13 protein-coding genes are annotated in these 16,348 nt (G+C 74.2%); 4 read left to right on the forward strand and 9 right to left on the reverse strand.

The features are described 5' to 3' along the window. The first annotated feature begins 23 nt into the window (after positions 1–23). Positions 24–2,453: a membrane-bound PQQ-dependent dehydrogenase, glucose/quinate/shikimate family gene (locus tag ACQKQD_RS29210; RefSeq protein ID WP_427510299.1), complete on the forward strand. Its 2,430-nt coding sequence runs from the start codon at positions 24–26 to the stop codon at positions 2,451–2,453. Between the two features lie 90 nt (positions 2,454–2,543). Here ACQKQD_RS29210 and ACQKQD_RS29215 read toward each other — a convergent pair whose 3' ends face one another. The 6 genes from ACQKQD_RS29215 to ACQKQD_RS29240 all read right to left on the reverse strand — a co-directional run bounded on the left by ACQKQD_RS29215 (position 2,544) and on the right by ACQKQD_RS29240 (position 8,280). Further along, on the reverse strand, positions 2,544–3,479 hold the full coding sequence (locus ACQKQD_RS29215) for a dihydrodipicolinate synthase family protein (protein ID WP_100253330.1): 936 nt from the start codon (positions 3,477–3,479) through the stop codon (positions 2,544–2,546). A 115-nt stretch (positions 3,480–3,594) separates the two neighbouring features. Then, positions 3,595–5,859, reverse strand: coding sequence for a xanthine dehydrogenase family protein molybdopterin-binding subunit (locus tag ACQKQD_RS29220; RefSeq protein ID WP_427510300.1), 2,265 nt, complete (start codon positions 5,857–5,859; stop codon positions 3,595–3,597). A gap of 172 nt (positions 5,860–6,031) precedes the next feature. Further along, entirely contained in the window at positions 6,032–7,075 is a 1,044-nt protein-coding gene (locus ACQKQD_RS29225) for an FAD binding domain-containing protein (protein ID WP_020095536.1), read from the reverse strand. Then, a complete protein-coding gene (locus ACQKQD_RS29230) occupies positions 7,072–7,566 on the reverse strand; it encodes a (2Fe-2S)-binding protein (RefSeq protein WP_020095535.1) in 495 nt (164 codons plus the stop codon). Before ACQKQD_RS29230 ends, ACQKQD_RS29225 begins: the two co-directional genes overlap by 4 nt. Positions 7,567–7,682: 116 nt before the next feature. Further along, positions 7,683–7,913, reverse strand: a complete 231-nt coding sequence (locus ACQKQD_RS29235) for a DUF2945 domain-containing protein (RefSeq protein WP_042673358.1) — start codon at positions 7,911–7,913, stop codon at positions 7,683–7,685. 103 nt (positions 7,914–8,016) lie between these two features. Next, a complete protein-coding gene (locus ACQKQD_RS29240) occupies positions 8,017–8,280 on the reverse strand; it encodes a hypothetical protein (protein WP_020095533.1) in 264 nt (87 codons plus the stop codon). A 219-nt stretch (positions 8,281–8,499) separates the two neighbouring features. Here ACQKQD_RS29240 and ACQKQD_RS29245 point away from each other — a divergent pair, with 219 nt between their 5' ends. The 3 genes from ACQKQD_RS29245 (at position 8,500) to ACQKQD_RS29255 (ending at position 12,021) form a co-directional block, all read left to right on the forward strand. Next, the gene (locus tag ACQKQD_RS29245; protein ID WP_026605307.1) at positions 8,500–9,756 is read left to right on the forward strand and encodes a sensor histidine kinase; all 1,257 of its coding nucleotides are present in this window, start codon (positions 8,500–8,502) and stop codon (positions 9,754–9,756) included. Positions 9,757–9,853: 97 nt separating this feature from the next. Then, positions 9,854–10,987, forward strand: a complete 1,134-nt coding sequence (locus ACQKQD_RS29250) for a hypothetical protein (RefSeq protein WP_427510301.1) — start codon at positions 9,854–9,856, stop codon at positions 10,985–10,987. A gap of 89 nt (positions 10,988–11,076) precedes the next feature. Continuing rightward, positions 11,077–12,021 (forward strand): alpha/beta hydrolase, encoded by a 945-nt coding sequence (locus ACQKQD_RS29255; protein ID WP_427510302.1) that lies wholly within the window; start codon positions 11,077–11,079, stop codon positions 12,019–12,021. An 805-nt stretch (positions 12,022–12,826) separates the two neighbouring features. Here the strand turns inward: ACQKQD_RS29255 and ACQKQD_RS29260 are convergent. From ACQKQD_RS29260 to ACQKQD_RS29270, 3 genes are read right to left on the reverse strand one after another with little or no spacing between them, the layout of a single operon-like run. Next, positions 12,827–14,551, reverse strand: coding sequence for a DEAD/DEAH box helicase (locus ACQKQD_RS29260; protein ID WP_427510303.1), 1,725 nt, complete (start codon positions 14,549–14,551; stop codon positions 12,827–12,829). Between the two features lie 9 nt (positions 14,552–14,560). After that, the gene (gene cobF / locus ACQKQD_RS29265; RefSeq protein ID WP_427510304.1) at positions 14,561–15,349 is read right to left on the reverse strand and encodes a precorrin-6A synthase (deacetylating); all 789 of its coding nucleotides are present in this window, start codon (positions 15,347–15,349) and stop codon (positions 14,561–14,563) included. 43 nt (positions 15,350–15,392) lie between these two features. Beyond that, positions 15,393–16,331, reverse strand: a complete 939-nt coding sequence (locus ACQKQD_RS29270; RefSeq protein WP_091926284.1) for an ornithine cyclodeaminase family protein — start codon at positions 16,329–16,331, stop codon at positions 15,393–15,395. Between the last annotated feature and the right edge of the window lie 17 nt (positions 16,332–16,348).

Here is a 16,348-nt window from a genome sequence, read left to right on the forward strand (position 1 = left end):
CTCAGGAAGCGGATACCACCGCCGTGGCACTCGGAACGATAGCGCTGTCGATCGCGCTGCTCGGGCTCGCCCTCGCGAGCTTCGGTCTGACACTGGCCCTCGCGGGCGGGTCCTGGTTCTACGTCGCCCTGGGCTTGGGCGTGCTGGTCTCCGGCGTCGAGCTGCTCCGGCGACGCCAGAACGGCCTCCGGATCTACGCCCTGGTGCTGGCGGCGGCCTTCGTGTGGACGCTCGGCGAGGTCGGATTCGACAAGTGGCAATGGATCCCGCGCGGGGGCCTGCTCCTCCTCGTCGGGCTCGTGCTCTGCCTGCCCTCCGTGGTGCGGCGCCTGCGCGACGCGCCCGAACGGCCCTGGAAGCCCGGTCTCGGGAACGGTCCGCTCGCCCTCCGGGTCGTCGTCCTGCTGATCGCGGCCTCGGGCGCCGCGTCCTGGTTCGTCGACCCGGTCGAGACGCGGGGCAGCCTGCCGAAGGTCGCGGGGGCGGGGCCGGCCGCCGTCGATCCGAGCGGCGTTCCCTTTCCGGCCGACGACTGGGTCGCCTATGGCGGCACCAATCTCGGCCAGCGCTACTCGGCGCTGGCGGATATCGGCACCGCCAATGTCCGGGGCCTCGCCGTGGCCTGGGAGCACCATACTGGCGACCTGCGCGGCGACAGCCGGGCGGATCCGAAGGAATTCACCTTCGAGGCCACGCCGATCAAGGTGAACGGGCTGCTCTACCTCTGCACGCCGCACAACATCGTCCAGGCCCTGGAGCCCGAGACCGGCCGGCTGGTCTGGGCCTTCGACCCGAAGATGGCGCGGGACGGCCAGTACCAGCACCAGACCTGCCGCGGCGTGTCCTACAACGACTCGACCGGCTACGCGCCGCCCGCCGAGACCGACGCCGACCGGGCCGCCGCCGTCGCGGCCGCGGTCGCCGAGTGCCCGCGCCGGATCATCGCGGCCTCGGTCGACGCCCGCCTCTACGCGCTGAACGCCGAGACCGGCGCCCCGTGCAGGACCTTCGGGGCGGACGGGTTCGTCGACCTGAAGGCGCAGATGCCGAACCTCCGGCGCGCCGCCTATCAGCAGACCTCGGCGCCGCTGGTGACCCGGAACCTCATCGTCCTCGGCAGCGCGATCGCCGACAACTACTACGCGGACAACCCCTCGGGCGTGATCCGCGCCTTCGACGTGCGCACCGGCGCGATCGTCTGGAAGTTCGACGCCGGCAAGCCCGACGCGACCGCGCCGCTGCGGCCCGGCGAGTCGTACGAGCCCAACTCGGCGGTGGCCTGGACGCAGTTCTCGGCCGACGAGGCGCTGGGGCTCGTCTACGTGCCGTTCGGCAACCGGGCGCCCGATCAGGTGGGCGTGGCCCGGTCGAAGGCGGACGAGGCCCTCATCGACGCCCTGGCGGCGCTGGATCTGGAGACGGGCGCGCTGCGCTGGGCGTTCCGGACCGCGTATCACGACCTGTGGGACCGCGATAACCCGTCCCAGCCGGTCCTCCTCACCCTGCCGCAGGGCGAGGAGACGGTGCCGGCGATCCTGATCCCCACCAAGGTCGGCAACGTCTGGGTCCTCGACCGCCGCACCGGCGCCCCGGTCCGGCCGGTCTCCGAGATTCCGGTCTCGACCCGGACCGACATCCCGGGGGAGACGCCGTCCCCGGTCCAGCCGATGTCGTCCCTCCGCTTCACGCCGGCGCCGCTGACGGAGGCCGGCATGTGGGGCGTCACGCCCTTCGACCAGATCCAGTGCCGCCTCGCCTTCCGGTCGAATCGCTACGACGGCAACCCGTTCACACCGCCCCAGGCGTCGGAGGGCGCGATCGTCTGGCCCGGCAATATCGGGGTGTTCAACTGGGGTTCGGTGGCGGTCGATCCGGTCCATCACTGGATGATCGCGACGCCGCAATACCTGCCCTACATCTACCGCCTGCTCCCGCGCCCGCCGGGCGAGCCGGAGAGGCGCCTCCTCGGCGCCGATCCCGAGGCGAGCCCAGTCAACGAGAATCTCGGCGGCCCCTACGCGGTCGCGATCGCGCACATGCGCTCCGCCCTCGGCATCCCCTGCAGCGCGCCGCCCTGGGGCGTGCGCGTCGGCGTGAATCTCGCCGACGGCACCGTCGCCTGGAAGCGCCGCAACGGCACGGTCGCGGGGCAGAAGGTCGGCGGTCTGGCCGTCCCGCTTCCACTGGAGATGGGCATGCTGGCCCACGGCGGCACCCTGACCACGGCGGGCGGCGTCGCGTTCACGGCCGCCACGCTCGATGACCGCATCCGCGGCTACGACATGCAGACCGGCGAGGTGCTGTGGTCCACGACGTTGCCGGCCGGCGGCCAGGCCACCCCGATGACCTATCGCGGCAGGGACGGCCGGCAGTACGTGGTGATCGCAGCGGGCGGGCACGGCTCACTCGGGACCACGCCGGGCGATTCGGTCATCGCCTACAGGCTCGAGTGAGCCGTCGCGCGCCGGACGCAACCCGGCAGCCGCGGCGGGTTGAGCGAGGGCCCCGGCCTTCCGGCCGGGGCAGGGCGCGGCGGGGGCGGTCTAGGCCGCGAGCCGGGCCCGCGCGTCGGTGCGGGCGAGGCGGGCCAGCAGGTACTCGACCTCGGCCTTCGCCTGCGCGGTCAGCGCCTGCGACGGCTTGCGCTGCGCGTCGGACGCGAAGATCCCCCGGCGCATGAACACGTATTTGCGGACCGCGAGCCCCAGCGGGCCCTGCTGCTGCTCGTAGCGGAGATAGGGGAGGTGGGCGTCGAACAGGTCGTGGGCGGCGTCGCGCTCGCCGGCCCGGCCGAGGCGGACCACGTCGACCAGCATCTCCGGGAAGGCGTAGCCGGTATTGGCCCCGTCGGCGCCGCGCTCGGTCTCGAAATCGAGGAACAGACCGCCGTTGCCGACCAGGATCGAGATGTGGCGCATCGAGCCGTCCGCCTCGAAGCCGCGCAGCGTCGAGATCTTCTCCAGCCCCGGCCAGTCCTCGTGCTTGAGCATCACGCAGGAGGGGTTCTCCGACACGATCCGGCGGATCACGCCGGGGGTCATCTGGACCGAGAAGGTGAGGGGATAATCCTGAAGCACGAAGGGCACGTCCGGGCCCACGGCCTCGGCGGCATTCCGATAATAGCCGACCACCTGGTCGTCGGTGCGGAGCGTGTTGGGCGGCGCGATCATCACGCCGGCCGCGCCCAGCTCCATCACCTCCCGGGCGAGCGACCGCATGGCCGCGAAGCCCGGCGCCGTGACACCGACGATCACCGGCAGCCGGGTGCGCCCGAGAACGCGCCGCGCCACGGCGATTCCCTCCGCGTGGTCGAGCTTGCCGGCCTCGCCGAGCTGGCCGAGGATCGTCAGGCCGTCGACGCCGGCCGCCCCGAAGAAGTCGGTCATCCGGTCGAGGGAGACCTCGTCGATCCGGCCGTCCGGATGGAACGGGGTCGGCGCGATCGGGACGACGCCGCCGATGTCGCTGGTGAGGGGCATGCCGGTCTCCGCGCTGCTGCGGCGGCCGCCGGCCGCCGGGTGGCATGCCCCATACTAAAAAAACCCGGGCGGCGCGACGCGCCCGGGACCGGTTCCACGCGACCGACGCGCTCGATCAGCCCAGCAGCTTGTCGAGGGTGATCGGCATCTCGCGGACCCGCACGCCGGTGGCGTGCCAGACCGCGTTGGCGATGGCGCCCACCGTGCCGGTGATGCCGATCTCGCCGACCCCCTTCACGCCCAGGTTGTTCACCACCGCGTCGTCCTCGTGGACCAGGATCGCCTCCAGGGCGGGCACGTCGGCGTTCACCGGCACGTGGTACTCGGCGAGGTTGTCGTTGAGGAACCGGCCGGTGCGCGGGTCCATCTCGGCCCGCTCGTGCAGGGCGAAGGACAGGCCCCAGATCATTCCGCCGTAATACTGGCTCTGGACGAGGCGCGGGTTGATCACCCGGCCCGCCGCGAAGGCGCCGACGAGGCGGCTCACGCGGATCTGGCCGAGATCGGGATCGACCTTCACCTCGGCGAAGACCGCGCCGTGGGCGTGCATGGCGTAGGAGGCCTGCGCGGCCGGGTCGGCGCCGGCCTTGCCCTGGCCCTCGATGCGCGACCGGCCGGCCCGCCGGAGGATGTCGGTGAAGGACTCGCTCCGGCCCGGGTCGTCGCGCCGGGTCAGACGCCCGCCCGCGGCGGTCACGCCGGCATTGCCGGCGCCGTAGAGCGGGGAGGCGGGGTCGTTGGTGGCGAGCTCCGCGAGCTGCCGGATCACGTCGCCGGCCGCCGCGTGGACCGCGCCGCCCGCCGTGGCGGTGTGGCCCGAGCCGCCCGCGATGCCGGCATTCGGCAGGTCTGACGAGCCCATCCGGAAGGTGAGGGCGTCCATCCCGATCCCGAGCCCGTCGGCGGCGATCTGGGCGAGCGCCGTCCACGAGCCCTGGCCCATGTCGATCGCCCCGAGCTCCACCGTGCCGGTGCCGTCGGCGCGGATCTCGGCCCGGGCCATCCCCTCGAAGATCAGCGCCGGGAAGGTGGCGGTGCCCATGCCGGTGCCGACCAGGAACCCGTCCCGGTCGCGGGTCTGGCGGGGCTGAAGCGGGCGACCGGCCCAGCCGAAGGCCTCGGCGCCGCGCCGGTAGCAGTCCCGCAGGGCCTTCGAGGAGAACGGCTTGCCGGTGATTGGCTCGACCTCGGCGTAGTTGGCGAGCCGGAACTCCAGCGGGTCCATGCCGAGCTCGTGGGCCATCTCGTCCAGCGCGCTCTCCAGGGCGACGCTGCCGGTCGCCTCGCCGGGCGCGCGCATGAACAGCGGCGTGCCGGTGTCGAGCCGCACGGCCTCGTGCCGGATGGCGATGGCCGGGCTCGCGTACAGGGTGCTGGTCGCCCGGCCAGCCGGCTCGAAGAAGTCGTCGAAGCTCGACGAGGCGGTCCGGATGTGGTGGTCGAGGGCCGTCAGCTTGCCGGAGGCGTCGGCGCCGAGCCGGAGGGTCTGCCGGGTCGGTCCGCGATGGCCCATCGGGCCGTACATCTGGGTCCGGGTCGGGACGAGTTTCACCGGCCGGCCGACGAGCTTCGCCGCCATGCAGGCGAGCACCTGCGGCCCGGCGGGGACGCCCTTCGAGCCGAAGCCGCCGCCGAGATAGGGGCTCTCGATGTGGATGTCGTCGGGGCCGATGCCGAACAGCCCGGCGAGCCTTGCCTGCGACATGGCGAGCGCCTGGGTCGGCATGAACAGCGTCAGCCGGTCCCCGTCCCAGCTCGCCACCGCCGCGTGGGGCTCCATGGCGTTGTGATACTGGGCCGGCGTCTCGTAGGTGGCGGCGATCGTCTTGGACGCGGCCGCGAGTCCGGCCTCGACGTCGCCGTCCGTCTCGACGGGCGGCGCGCCGACGCCGACCGAATCCGGCGTGAAGGCCTCGCCGGAATCGAGCCCGATCCGCGGCGTCTCGGCCGCGTAGGTCGGGGCGAGCAGCCGGGCGCCCTCGGTGGCCGCCTCCAGGGTCTCGGCGATCACCACGGCGATGGGCTGGTTGGCGTAGCGGACGCGATCGTTCTGCAGGAGGTCGAGGCGGAACGTGAACGGCCCGTCCTTGGCGTCCGGGTCCTTGGCGAGCGTCGGGGCGTGCCCCGGCCGCATCACCGCGACGACGCCGGGATGCGCCTCCGCGGCGGCCACGTCGAGGCCGGTGACGCGTCCGCGGGCGATCCGGGCGACGCAGAGCGCCGCGTGGAGGGTTCCGGGCGGCAGGTTGTCGGCGGAGAAGCGGGCCTGGCCCGTCACCTTGAGCGGGCCGTCGCGCCGGGTCAGCGGCTGGCCGATGCTGGAGCCGTGCCGGATCGCGCCGGCGGGGAGATTCGAGGCGGGCGTGGAGGTCGCGGTCATGCGGGTCTCCTCAAAGGGTTCCGGTTGAAGCCTTCGGTTGCGGTGACCCGCTCCGTCATCACGAGCGCAGCGAAGTGACCCAGGGCAGCGCGACACCGGGCATCGTGGCGCCGCCTGGGTTGCTTCGCTCCGCTCGCAAAGACGGCCCTGGAGCCGCCGACCGGGGGCAGGGTCAGACGATGCCGAACGGGGAGGCGGGGAGGGCCGGGATCCGTGCGGGCGTGCCCGCGGCGGCCTGGGTCAGCGCGCGGATCGCCACCCGGCGGGCGAGCTCGACCTTGAAGGCGTTGGCCTCACCGGTGGGCTTGGCGCCGGCGAGCGCGGCCTCGGCGGCCTTCGCGAAAGCCTCGGGGGAGGGTGCCTGCCCGGCGAGCGCGGCTTCAGCCTCCGCCACCCGCCAGGGCTTGAGCGCCAGCCCGCCCAGGGCGAGCCGGGCCTGGCCGATCCGGCCTCCGGCCTCCAGGGTGAGGGCGGCCGCCGCCGAGACCACCGCGAAGGCGTAGGAGGTGCGATCGCGGACCTTGAGGTAGCGGGCATTGCCCCGGAACGCGGCCGCCTCGGGGGGCAGGCGCAGGGCGGTGATCAGCTCGCCGGCCCGCAGCTCGGTCTCCCGCTCCGGGTGGTCGCCGGGAAGGTGGTGGAACGCGGTGAGCGGCACCTCCCGGGCACCGTCCGGCCCGGCGATCTCGACCACCGCGTCGAGGGCGGCGAGCGGCACGCAGAAGTCGGACGGGTGGGTGGCGATGCAGTGCTCGCTCCAGCCCTGGACCGCGTGGATGCGGGTGGCGTGCCCCAGGGCCGCGCAGCCGGAGCCGGGCGCGCGCTTGTTGCAGGGCGAGACCGCGTCGGTGAAGTACTGGCAGCGGGTGCGCTGCATCAGGTTGCCGCCGACCGTGGCGGCGTTGCGCAGCTGCGCCGAGGCGCCGGCCAGCAGGGCCTCGGCCACCATCGGGTAGGCCTTGGCGAAGGCCGGGTCGTGGGCGAGGTCGCTGTTGCGGACCAGGGCCCCGACCCGGGCGGTGCCGTCCGGCAGCCGCTCGATGGCCGAGAGGCCGGGGAGGCGGGTGATGTCGACGACCCGCTCCGGGGTGGCGACACCGCCCTTCATCAGGTCGACGAGGTTGGTGCCGGCGGCGAGGAAGGCGGTGCCCGGCTGCTGGCCGGCCGCCACGGCCTCGGGCACGCTCGCGGGGCGGATGTAGTCGAAGGTCCTCACGCCGCGTCCTCCCGCTGCTCCGAGGTCCGGGCGGCCGCGTCCTGCACGGCGTCCAGGATCCCCGCGTAGGCGCCGCAGCGGCAGAGATTGCCGCTCATGCCCTCGCGGATGCGCTCCGGATCGGTCCCGGCCTGGCCCTCGCGGATCAGGCCGACCGCGCTCATGATCTGGCCCGGCGTGCAGAAGCCGCACTGGAAGCCGTCATGGGCGATGAAGGCCGCCTGGACCGGGTGCAGCCGGTCGCCCTCGGCGAGCCCCTCGATGGTCAGCACCTCGGCGCCGTCGAGGCTCGCGGCGAGGGTCAGGCAGCTGTTGATCCGGCGCCCGTCCACCAGGACCGTGCAGGCGCCGCACTGGCCGCGGTCGCAGCCCTTCTTGGCGCCCGTCAGACCGAGGCGCTCGCGCAGGAGATCGAGGAGGGTGACGCGCGGATCGTCGAGGGCGATCTCGCGCGGCTGCCCGTTCAGGGTGAGCCTGAGGGGAATGGTCATGCGGGGGTCCCGGCTTCCAAGGCTGGAACCGTTACAGATAGCCGCCGCCCCGCTTCCGGCGAGACCTTAAGCAGAAAGCGATGTGCGCAAGATCACGGCACGCGAAGGTTGCGCGCTTACGCCGACTTGACCCGGACCTCAGAGGCCGATTTCAGCACGGTCTTGCCCTTGGCGGTCTTGATCTCGAGGGCGGGCTCGGCCTTCGAGGCTTCGCGCTTCACCGTGTTGCCCTTGATGGTCTTCTCCACGTCCCGCGTGTGGACCTTGGTCACCTCACCCGAGACGGTGCCCTTGCCCCATTTGTAGGTGACGTCGTCCCCGGTCTTCACCTTCGCCTTGGCGGTCATGCGCGTCTCCATCGTGGATATGAGCGTGAATGAGGGCGTGGATGCGGGGAAAGGCGCCCGGCGGCGGGCGCGTTCCCGGGTTTCCACGGCCGGGATGCCGCACTCAGCGGCCGACCTCCCGACGCAGGGCGGTGACCATCGTCTCGACCGCCGCCTGCGCGGTCTCGCCGAGGTCGATGGCGCTCTCGCCGGCGGTGACGAGGCCGCGCCCCTCCAGCTCCTTCACGCCCTCCGGGTCGGCCTCGTGGCCGGCGCCGTCACGGCGGATCACCGAGGTGACCGTCTCGCCGCTGACGAGCCGGTGATAGGCTGCGAAGGCGAGGATCGAGAGGGCCTTGTCGGAGAGTCCGTTCAGGTCGTCGGCCATGCGTGCGTTCCTCCGCGCGTTTCTCCACGCATTCGTCGAAGCGTGCTCGACGGACGAACGCCGTACGGGGCCGGGGGGTCCGGGCGGCCGCCGGGGTGCGACGACACGTGCGACGACACGTACGACGACACTCGCGGCGACGGGTGCGAGGACGGGTGCGCTCCTCCGGGCGACGACGCTTCGCGCCGGGGCCACCTTCCTGCTACCCTGCCGCCCTCCATGACTCCGCAGACCGACCAGACCGAAGTGGAACCGAGCCCCGAGCCGCGCCGCGCGCCCGCGCCGCCCGATCTCGACTATCGCCTGCGCCAGCAGGCGATCCTGTCGGAGTTCGGTGTCGAGGCCCTGCGCGGCACCGATGTCGACCACCTGCTGCAGCGGGCCGCGGAACTGTGCGCGCAGGGCATGGGCGCCGAGTTCTGCAAGGCCCTGGAATATCGGCGCGGCGCCGACACCCTGCTGGTCCGGGCCGGTGTCGGCTGGGGGCCCGACGTGATCGGCAAGGCCCGGATCGGGGCCGATCTCGCCTCCCCGGCCGGATTCGCCCTCAAGACCGGCCGGCCTGTGATCTCCAACCACCTCGCGGACGAGACCCGGTTCCGCACGCCGCAGCTCATGGCCGAGCACGGCATCCGCCGGGCGATCAACGTGCTGATCGAGAACCGGGACGGTGCCTTCGGGGTGCTGGAGGTGGACGACACCCGCGAGGGCATGTTCGCGGAGGCCGACATCGCCTTCATGCAGGGCTTCGCCAACCTGCTCGGCGGCGCCATCGAGCGCCAGCGCACCGAGAGCCTGCTGCGGGCCGCCCTCGCCCGGCAGGACCTGCTCGCCCGCGAGATGAGCCACCGGGTCAAGAACAGCCTCGCCATCGTGGCGAGCCTCCTCGCCCTGCAGGCCCGGGCCGCCGAGGAACCCGCCGTTCAGGCGGCTCTGTCGGACGCGCGCAGCCGCGTCGAGGCGATCGCGGGCGTGCACGACCAGCTCTGGCGGCAGGGTGACAAGGTAGAGGGTGAAGGGGAGGGGGTGCCGGGCGAGCTCGACCTCGCGCCCTTCCTGGAGAAGCTGGTGGCCAACCTCGCCAGCGGCGTGCCGGGTCAGCGGCTTACCTGCACGGCCTGCCCGCAGCGGATCTCGGCCGACCGGGCGATTCCCATCGGCCTCCTGGTCAACGAACTCGTCACCAACGCGCTGAAATACGCCTACCCGACCGAGACGCACCCGGCGGGCGGCGAGATCCGGGTCCGCGCCGAGCGGCGGCCGGAGGGGCTCGTGGTCGAGGTTGCCGACGACGGGATCGGCCTTCCGGCGGGGTTCGAGATCGGGCGCAGCTCGAAGAGCCTGGGCATGCGGGTGGTCGGCAGCCTCACGCGCCAGCTCGGCGGCAGCCTGACGATCCCGGCCCGAGAGAAGGGCGCCTGCTTCCGCCTGGAAGTGCCCCTGGAGGTAACCCCGGAGGCGCCCCCGGCCGGCTGAGCGTGGGGCGCGCCCCGACGAGGGGGCGGGGACTGGACAATGGCCCTACCCCGCCGCGATCGGGGTGCGACGGGCGCGGCGAGACAGAGCGGATGCAGTGACCGAGAACAGGACGACGGCGGCGCTCCTCGCCGAACGGCTCCACGCCTTTCGGAGCCTCGGCGACAATTGCGAGTTCGGGTTCGTGCAGCGCTACGGCGGGGTCGAGCCTTCCGGCCTGCTGCGCTTCTCCTACACGCCCATGGAGGACCTGATCCGCGGCCTGCGCTGCGGCTTCGCGGATTTCGGCGTGCCGGGCGACCTGCGGCTCTCCGTGAGTTCCGGCGGCACCTATTACTGCCACAGCGTCGCCTACAACATCTGGGCGAATACCGGGCACCCGGCCGGCTCGATCGAGCCGGAGGTGCTGCTGGAGCGGGAGTACGGCCGGCTGGCCCATCTCAAGCGCAAGCTGCTGGACGAGCTCGCCGACGGGTCGAAGATCCTGGTGCGCAAGGTCGGCCGCGACGAGCCCGAGGCCGATTTCGCCCGCCTGGCCGAGGCGGTCCGTGCGCACGGGCCCGCGACGCTGCTCCGCGTGACCGAGGCCGGGCCGGACTGGGTTCCCGAGCCCGCCCGGCGCGTCGCCGACCGGCTGATCGCGGGACGGGTCCGCCGGTTCGCGCCAGTGGAGCAGGCGTGGGAGGTCGATCTGGAACCCTGGATGCACCTCGTGGACAGCGTCTACGCGCTGGAGCGCGGCGCGGCACCGACCCGCCTCGACGCCGCCGCCTTCCCGGAGGCGCTGGCGCTGCCGGGGCGCCTGCGCCGGCATGTCGGCCGGCACCGGGCGACGGCTCTGAGCGCCTACACGCGGGCGGTGGATCCGGCCGGCTTCCGCGCCGACACGGTCCACGTGTTCTCGAGCTGGGTTTGGATTCCGGAGGATTTCGCCGGGGACCGGGTCTTCGCGGCGGCCGGCTACGCGCGGCTGGGCTGGCGGGACGCCGACCTGTCGCGGCGCCGGTGCTGGCAGCGCGTCTGGGCGGCGGGACGGCTGCGCCCCGACGCGGCGCGGGAACCCGTCGGGCTCGGCATGATCGGCACGCGGCGGGACGGGTTCTGGTCCGCCGGGGCCCGCTTCGCCGAGGGGCCGATCCCCGGCGATGAGCCGGCGCCGGACCTGCGGATGCCGCCGGTCCGGTTCCCGGGGCGGGATCTCCTCGGCCGGCTGCTGCCGCGGGTCCTGTAGCCCCGGACCGGCGCCCGACCGGGAACCGATCCGGCACGGCGGTCTTGCCTACCGGGCCGCACGGGACCGCGCCCGTCGCGAGGGGGCCCATGCCCGGTTTCGTGCCCGACCGCCGCTCTCTGCTCCTCACCCTGGCCGCGGGTTCGGCCGTCCTGTCCGCGCGGGGGGCCGACGCCGTCGGGGCACCGGAGCGGATCCCGCTCTGGCCGGGCGAGCCGCCGGGCGGCGGCGGTCCGCAGGGTCCGCCGGTCCGCGACGACAGCGGCGCGGTGAAGAACGTCGCCGTGCCGGTCCTGGAGGTGTACGCCCCGGAGACGCCGACCGGCGTGGCGGTCCTCGTCGCCGGCGGCGGCGGCTACGCCCGGATCGGGATGGTCAAGGAGGCGCTCCCCGCCGCGCTCTGGCTCGCCGCGCAGGGCATCACGGCCTTCGTGCTCACCCACCGCCTGCCGGGCGAGGGCTGGGCGGCGGGCCCCCTGGCGCCGCTCCAGGACGGGCAGCGGGCCCTGCGCCTGATCCGCGCCGCGGCCGCGCGCTTCCGGATCGACCCGGCCCGCGTCGGCGTGCTCGGCTTCTCCGCCGGCGGGCACCTCGGCGGCCTCATCGCCGCGCGCTCCGCGTTCCGGGCCTACGACCCCGTCGACGCGGCCGACGACCTGTCGGCGCGGCCCGACTTCGCGACGCTGATCTACCCCGTGGTGAGCCTGGAGCCGCCCTACGACCGCACGACCACCCGGCGGTCCCTCGTCGGCGAGACCCCGAGCCCGGCGGCGAGCCGGGACTGGTCGCTCCAGACCCATATCCGGTCCGGTTGCCCGACACTGTTCCTCGTGCAGGCGGACGACGACGCGGTCATCAGCCCGGAGCACAGCCGCATCCTGGACGCGGCCTGCCGCGAAGCGGGTGTACCGGTCGAGTACCACCGCTTCGCGGTCGGCGGCCACGGTTTCGGGATCGGCCGGTCGGAGGCGCCGGTCGCCCTCTGGCCGCGGCTCTGCCGGCTCTGGCTGACCAGCGTGTCGGTGATGCGCTGACGCGGTGCGCGCACCGCCGGCCTGGATGGCCCCGCCGGGTTGGCCATCCGGCTCGGGAGCCGTCAGACAGGCAGGTCCGACAGGCAGGGCAGGGGACCGGTGAGCCCGGCCGGACGCGCAGGTGCCCTCGCCCGCGCTGACAGGACCGCGCCGGGCGCGTCGGAGATCGCCGCCGCCGGGTGCGCGGGCGGCCACGCCCGAAGAGGCGGGCAGCCACCGCGCGCGACGCTGAGCTAGCCGGAGCGCTGCGGCAGCGCTCGGCCGTGCGTCGTTCCAGTCCGTCCGCCGCGGGGAGGGGCCTCCGGCCCCTGACCCGACCGCCCTGCCCGGGAGCGTCGGACTTCGGCGCCCGTCGGCCCCTTCGTCCCCGCGCCCGCCGTGGCGATCACGCCGCGTCGCGCGCGACGACGGGCACGTCGCGGCCCGGGTCGGGGCCGAACATGCCCGGCGGCGGCGCGCGGTCTTTCAACCCTGCGGCCTCGACCTGACGTCCGATCAGCAGCCCTGATCCAACCGCGCGGCCTCCAGGTCGAGGCGCCCAGCACCCGACAACCCAGCCCCCGACAGCTGCTCCCTTGTTCGCATAAGATATATTATGGAATGCAACGAGCAGATCGGGCCGGGTGAGGGGTGGTCCGCCGGCTGAGCCGCTGTGAGTGACCGGCTGCGAGCCCGGATGGGATCTCGTCTCCGGCCGCCTCCGGATCCGGGCGGTGCGGCCCGGCGTCGAGGCCCGCTCGGCTCGGCGGCATCCGGATCGGGCGAGGGCGGTCCGAGCCCCCTCCCCGCCGCGACTCGCGCCGCCTCACGCGGCGCGCCCGCCCAAGCGGCGCACGTCGCCGAGGATCCGGCCGTCCCGGGTCCGACAGTCGATATGCTCCGACAGCCGGCCCGGCCGGATCCGGATCGAGGCCGGCCGGGCCAGGAGCGCGGCGCGCTCCAGGAATTCCGCGGCGCTCATCGGCGCGTCCCGGCCGCCGCCGAGGCCGCGCCACCAGGACACCGCCTTCTCCCGCTCGTAGCCGCTGCGTTCGGGCCGCAGGCGGACGCGCCACGCCGCCTCGGCGGGGCCGTCCCGCCAGCCGAGGACGAGGTCGAGGCCGTCGGGTGCGGCCTCGAGCTTCAGGGCCGTGACCGGATGCCAGGCGGCCTCCTGCCGAGCAGCCTCCTGCCCGCCGGCCTCCGCCACCGGGGCAGGGCCCGCCGGCTCGGGACCGGGCAGCCCGGGATCCGCCGAGAGGATCGCCAGCTCGTCGTCGGCGGCGGCCTCGTGCGGGGCCTCGGCGTCCGGGTCCGCCTCCGGCTCGGTCCAGCACGCCTCGCAGGCGGAGGCGTTCAGCGCGATCAGGGCGCCGCAGCCGGGGCAGGGCTTGGCGCGCGGGGCCCCTGCCCCGCCCAGTCCCTGGGTGGCGCTCCGGACCGTCACGGCGTCCACGGGCCCGTGCATCCGCACCAGACCGGCGTAATCGAGGATCAGCGCGTCGGCCTTGCCGGGCGCGCAGCGCAGCGCCCGGCCGACCTGCTGCACGTAGAGGCCGGTGCTGCGGGTCGGGCGCAGCAGCGCCACGAGATCGACCTCGGGCACGTTGAAACCGGTCCCGAGCACGCCCACCGAGGTCAGGCAGCGGATTTTTCCCGCCCGGAACGCCGCCACGATCCGGTCGCGCTCCCGGCGGGGTGTCTCGCCCGAGACGCTCTCGCAGGAATACCCCTCCGCCCGCACCGCGTCGCGCACGGCCTCCGCGTGGGCGAGGCCGGCGCAGAAGGCGAGCCAGGCCCGGCGGGCACGCCCGTACTCCGCGAGCTCCGCGACCGCCGCCCGGGTGATCCAGTCGCGGTTGACCGCCGCCTCCAGCTCGCCCGGGATGTAGTCGCCCCCGCGCCGGCCGACGCCCGAGACGTCGAGCTGGGTGAGGGTCGCCTTGGAGACGAGGGGCGCCAGGAAGCCGCGCCGGATCAGCGTGAACGTGTCGGCCTCGTAGGCGATGCCGGAGAACAGCCGGTGCTCGCCTTCGTCGAGCCGGCCCGAATCGAGCCGGTAGGGCGTGGCCGTGAAGCCCGCCACCCGCAGCCCGGGGGTCCGCGCGCGCAGGCCAGCCAGGAAGCGGCCGTAGCGGGTATCGGCGGCGCGGGGGATCAGGTGGGCCTCGTCGACGATCACGAGGTCGCGCGGGCCCACCGTGTCGAGCCGGTCGGCCACCGACTGGATGCCGCAGACCAGCACCTGCGCCCCGGCCTCCCGCCGCCGGAGCCCGGCCGAGAAGATCCCAGCCGGCGCCCCCGGCCAGGACCGGGTCAGCTCGGAGAAATTCTGGGCGACCAGCTCGCGGCTGTGGGTGACGATCGCCACCCGGGCGAGGGGGTTCTCCTCCAGGGTTTCCCGGGCCAGCGCCGCGATCACGAGCGCCTTGCCCGCCCCGGTGGGCAGCACGATCAGGTGGCCGGGCGCCGCGTCGTCCGCCCCTCCCCGCGCCCAGGCGGCCGAGAGCGCGTCGAGGCTGGCGCGCTGGTAGTCCCGCAGGCGCAGCATGGCGGCGGTCTAGCCGGCCGCGCCGGCCCTGTCCGTGGCGGCGCGGTCACGGCGCAGCAGGTAGATGTCCATGATCCAGCCGTGCCGGGCCCGGGCCTCGGCGCGGACCCGGCGGATCTCGTCGCCCGCGTCGCCCAGCCGGCCCGAGACCAGGATCTCGTCCGGGCTGCCGAGATAGGCGCCCCAGTGGATCGTCAGGTCCGGGTCGAGATGCGCGAAGGCCGGGTCGCCGTCGAGCATCACCACGACGCTCTCCGCCTCCGCCGGCCACCCCGCGGCGAGGCGCCGGCCGGTGGTGATCAGCACCGACCCGCCGATGCCGTTCAGCGGGACGCCGTGGCGGGCGGCGAGGACCTGCACGCTGGACAGCCCGGGCACGACGAGGCGCCGGAACGGCACGCGCCCGCGGGCCAGGATGTGGTCGAGGATGCGCAGGACGCTGTCGTAGAGGGCCGGGTCCCCCCAGGCCAGGATCGCCCCCACCTCCCCGGCCCCGAGATGGGCCGCGAAGGCCGCCTCCAGCCGCTCGGCCCGGGCCGCGTGCCAGGCCTCGACCGTGCGCCCGTAATCGGCCGGGCGGCGCTCCCGGGGCGGGTCCTCGACGGTGACGAACCGGTGTGGCTTGGCGATATGGGCCGCGCAGATCCGGCGGCGGATCTCGACGAGGTCGGCGGTCTCGGCGCGCTTGTCGAGGACGAACACCGCGTCGACGTCGGCGAGCGCCCGCACCGCCTGGAGGGTCAGGTGCTCGGGATCGCCCGTGCCGATGCCGATGACCCGGATCTGCCTGTCCTGCATGCCGTCCTCCGCCGGGGCAGGGAGGGCCGGCGCCGGCCTCCCCCTACAGGCGCGCGTCGGCTTTGGCGAGGATCGCCCGGGCGATGGTCAGGTCCTGCAGGGCGATGCCGGAGGAATCGAACACGGTGATCGCCTCCGGATCCGTCCGGCCCCCCTCCCCGCTCCGGAGCACGTCGCCGAGCGCCCGCATTCCGGCCTGGGCGTCCGCGGAGGCGTGCTGGAACTCGCCGATGGTGCGCGACTGCTCCGGCAGGTCGCAGAACAGGGCCGCCCGCTCCAGCAGGGCGGGGGGCAGCTCCTGCTTGCCCTTGGCGTCCGCGCCCATGGCGGCGACGTGCGTGCCGGGGCGGACCCAGTCGGCCTCGAACAGCGGCGCGCGGGCCGGCGTCGCCGTGACGATCACGTCGGCCGCCGCGCAGGCCTCCCGGGGCGCGGCCGCCCGCACGTCGAGCCCGGACGCCCCCTGCCCCGCCAGGCGCTCGGCAAAGCCGGCGACCTTGGCGGCGTCCCGGGCGACGACCAGCACCGTCCGGATCGGCAGGACCCGGGCGAGCGCCGCGCACTCGAACTCGGCCTGGTTGCCGGCCCCGAACACGGCGAGCACCGCCGAATCCGGCCGCGCCAGGACGCTCGCCGCCACCGCGTCGGCGGCGGCGGTCCGGTAGGCGTTCACCCGCCCGGCCTCGATCACCGTGTCGACCCGGCCGACGGCCTGATCGAACAGCAGGATCACCGAATTGTGCCGCGGCAGGCCCCGGTCCGGGTTGCCGGGCCAGAACGAGCCGACCTTCAGGCCGGCATAGTCCGCCGTGGAGCCCGACTTGATCGAGAACCGGTTGGCCGGCTCCGAGCCGTGGCCGAGCACCGCCGGGAACAGGGTGGTCCCCGGCGCCACCGCGGCGATCAGCGCCGCGCGGGCCGCGTCGAACGCCATGGCGTGATCGACCAGGGCGGCGGAGTCCTCCTCGGAGATGAAGCGCATGGATTCAGGGATCTCCC

The organism is Methylobacterium sp. NPDC080182 (genome assembly GCF_050281105.1).
Classification (GTDB): Bacteria; Pseudomonadota; Alphaproteobacteria; order Rhizobiales; family Beijerinckiaceae; genus Methylobacterium.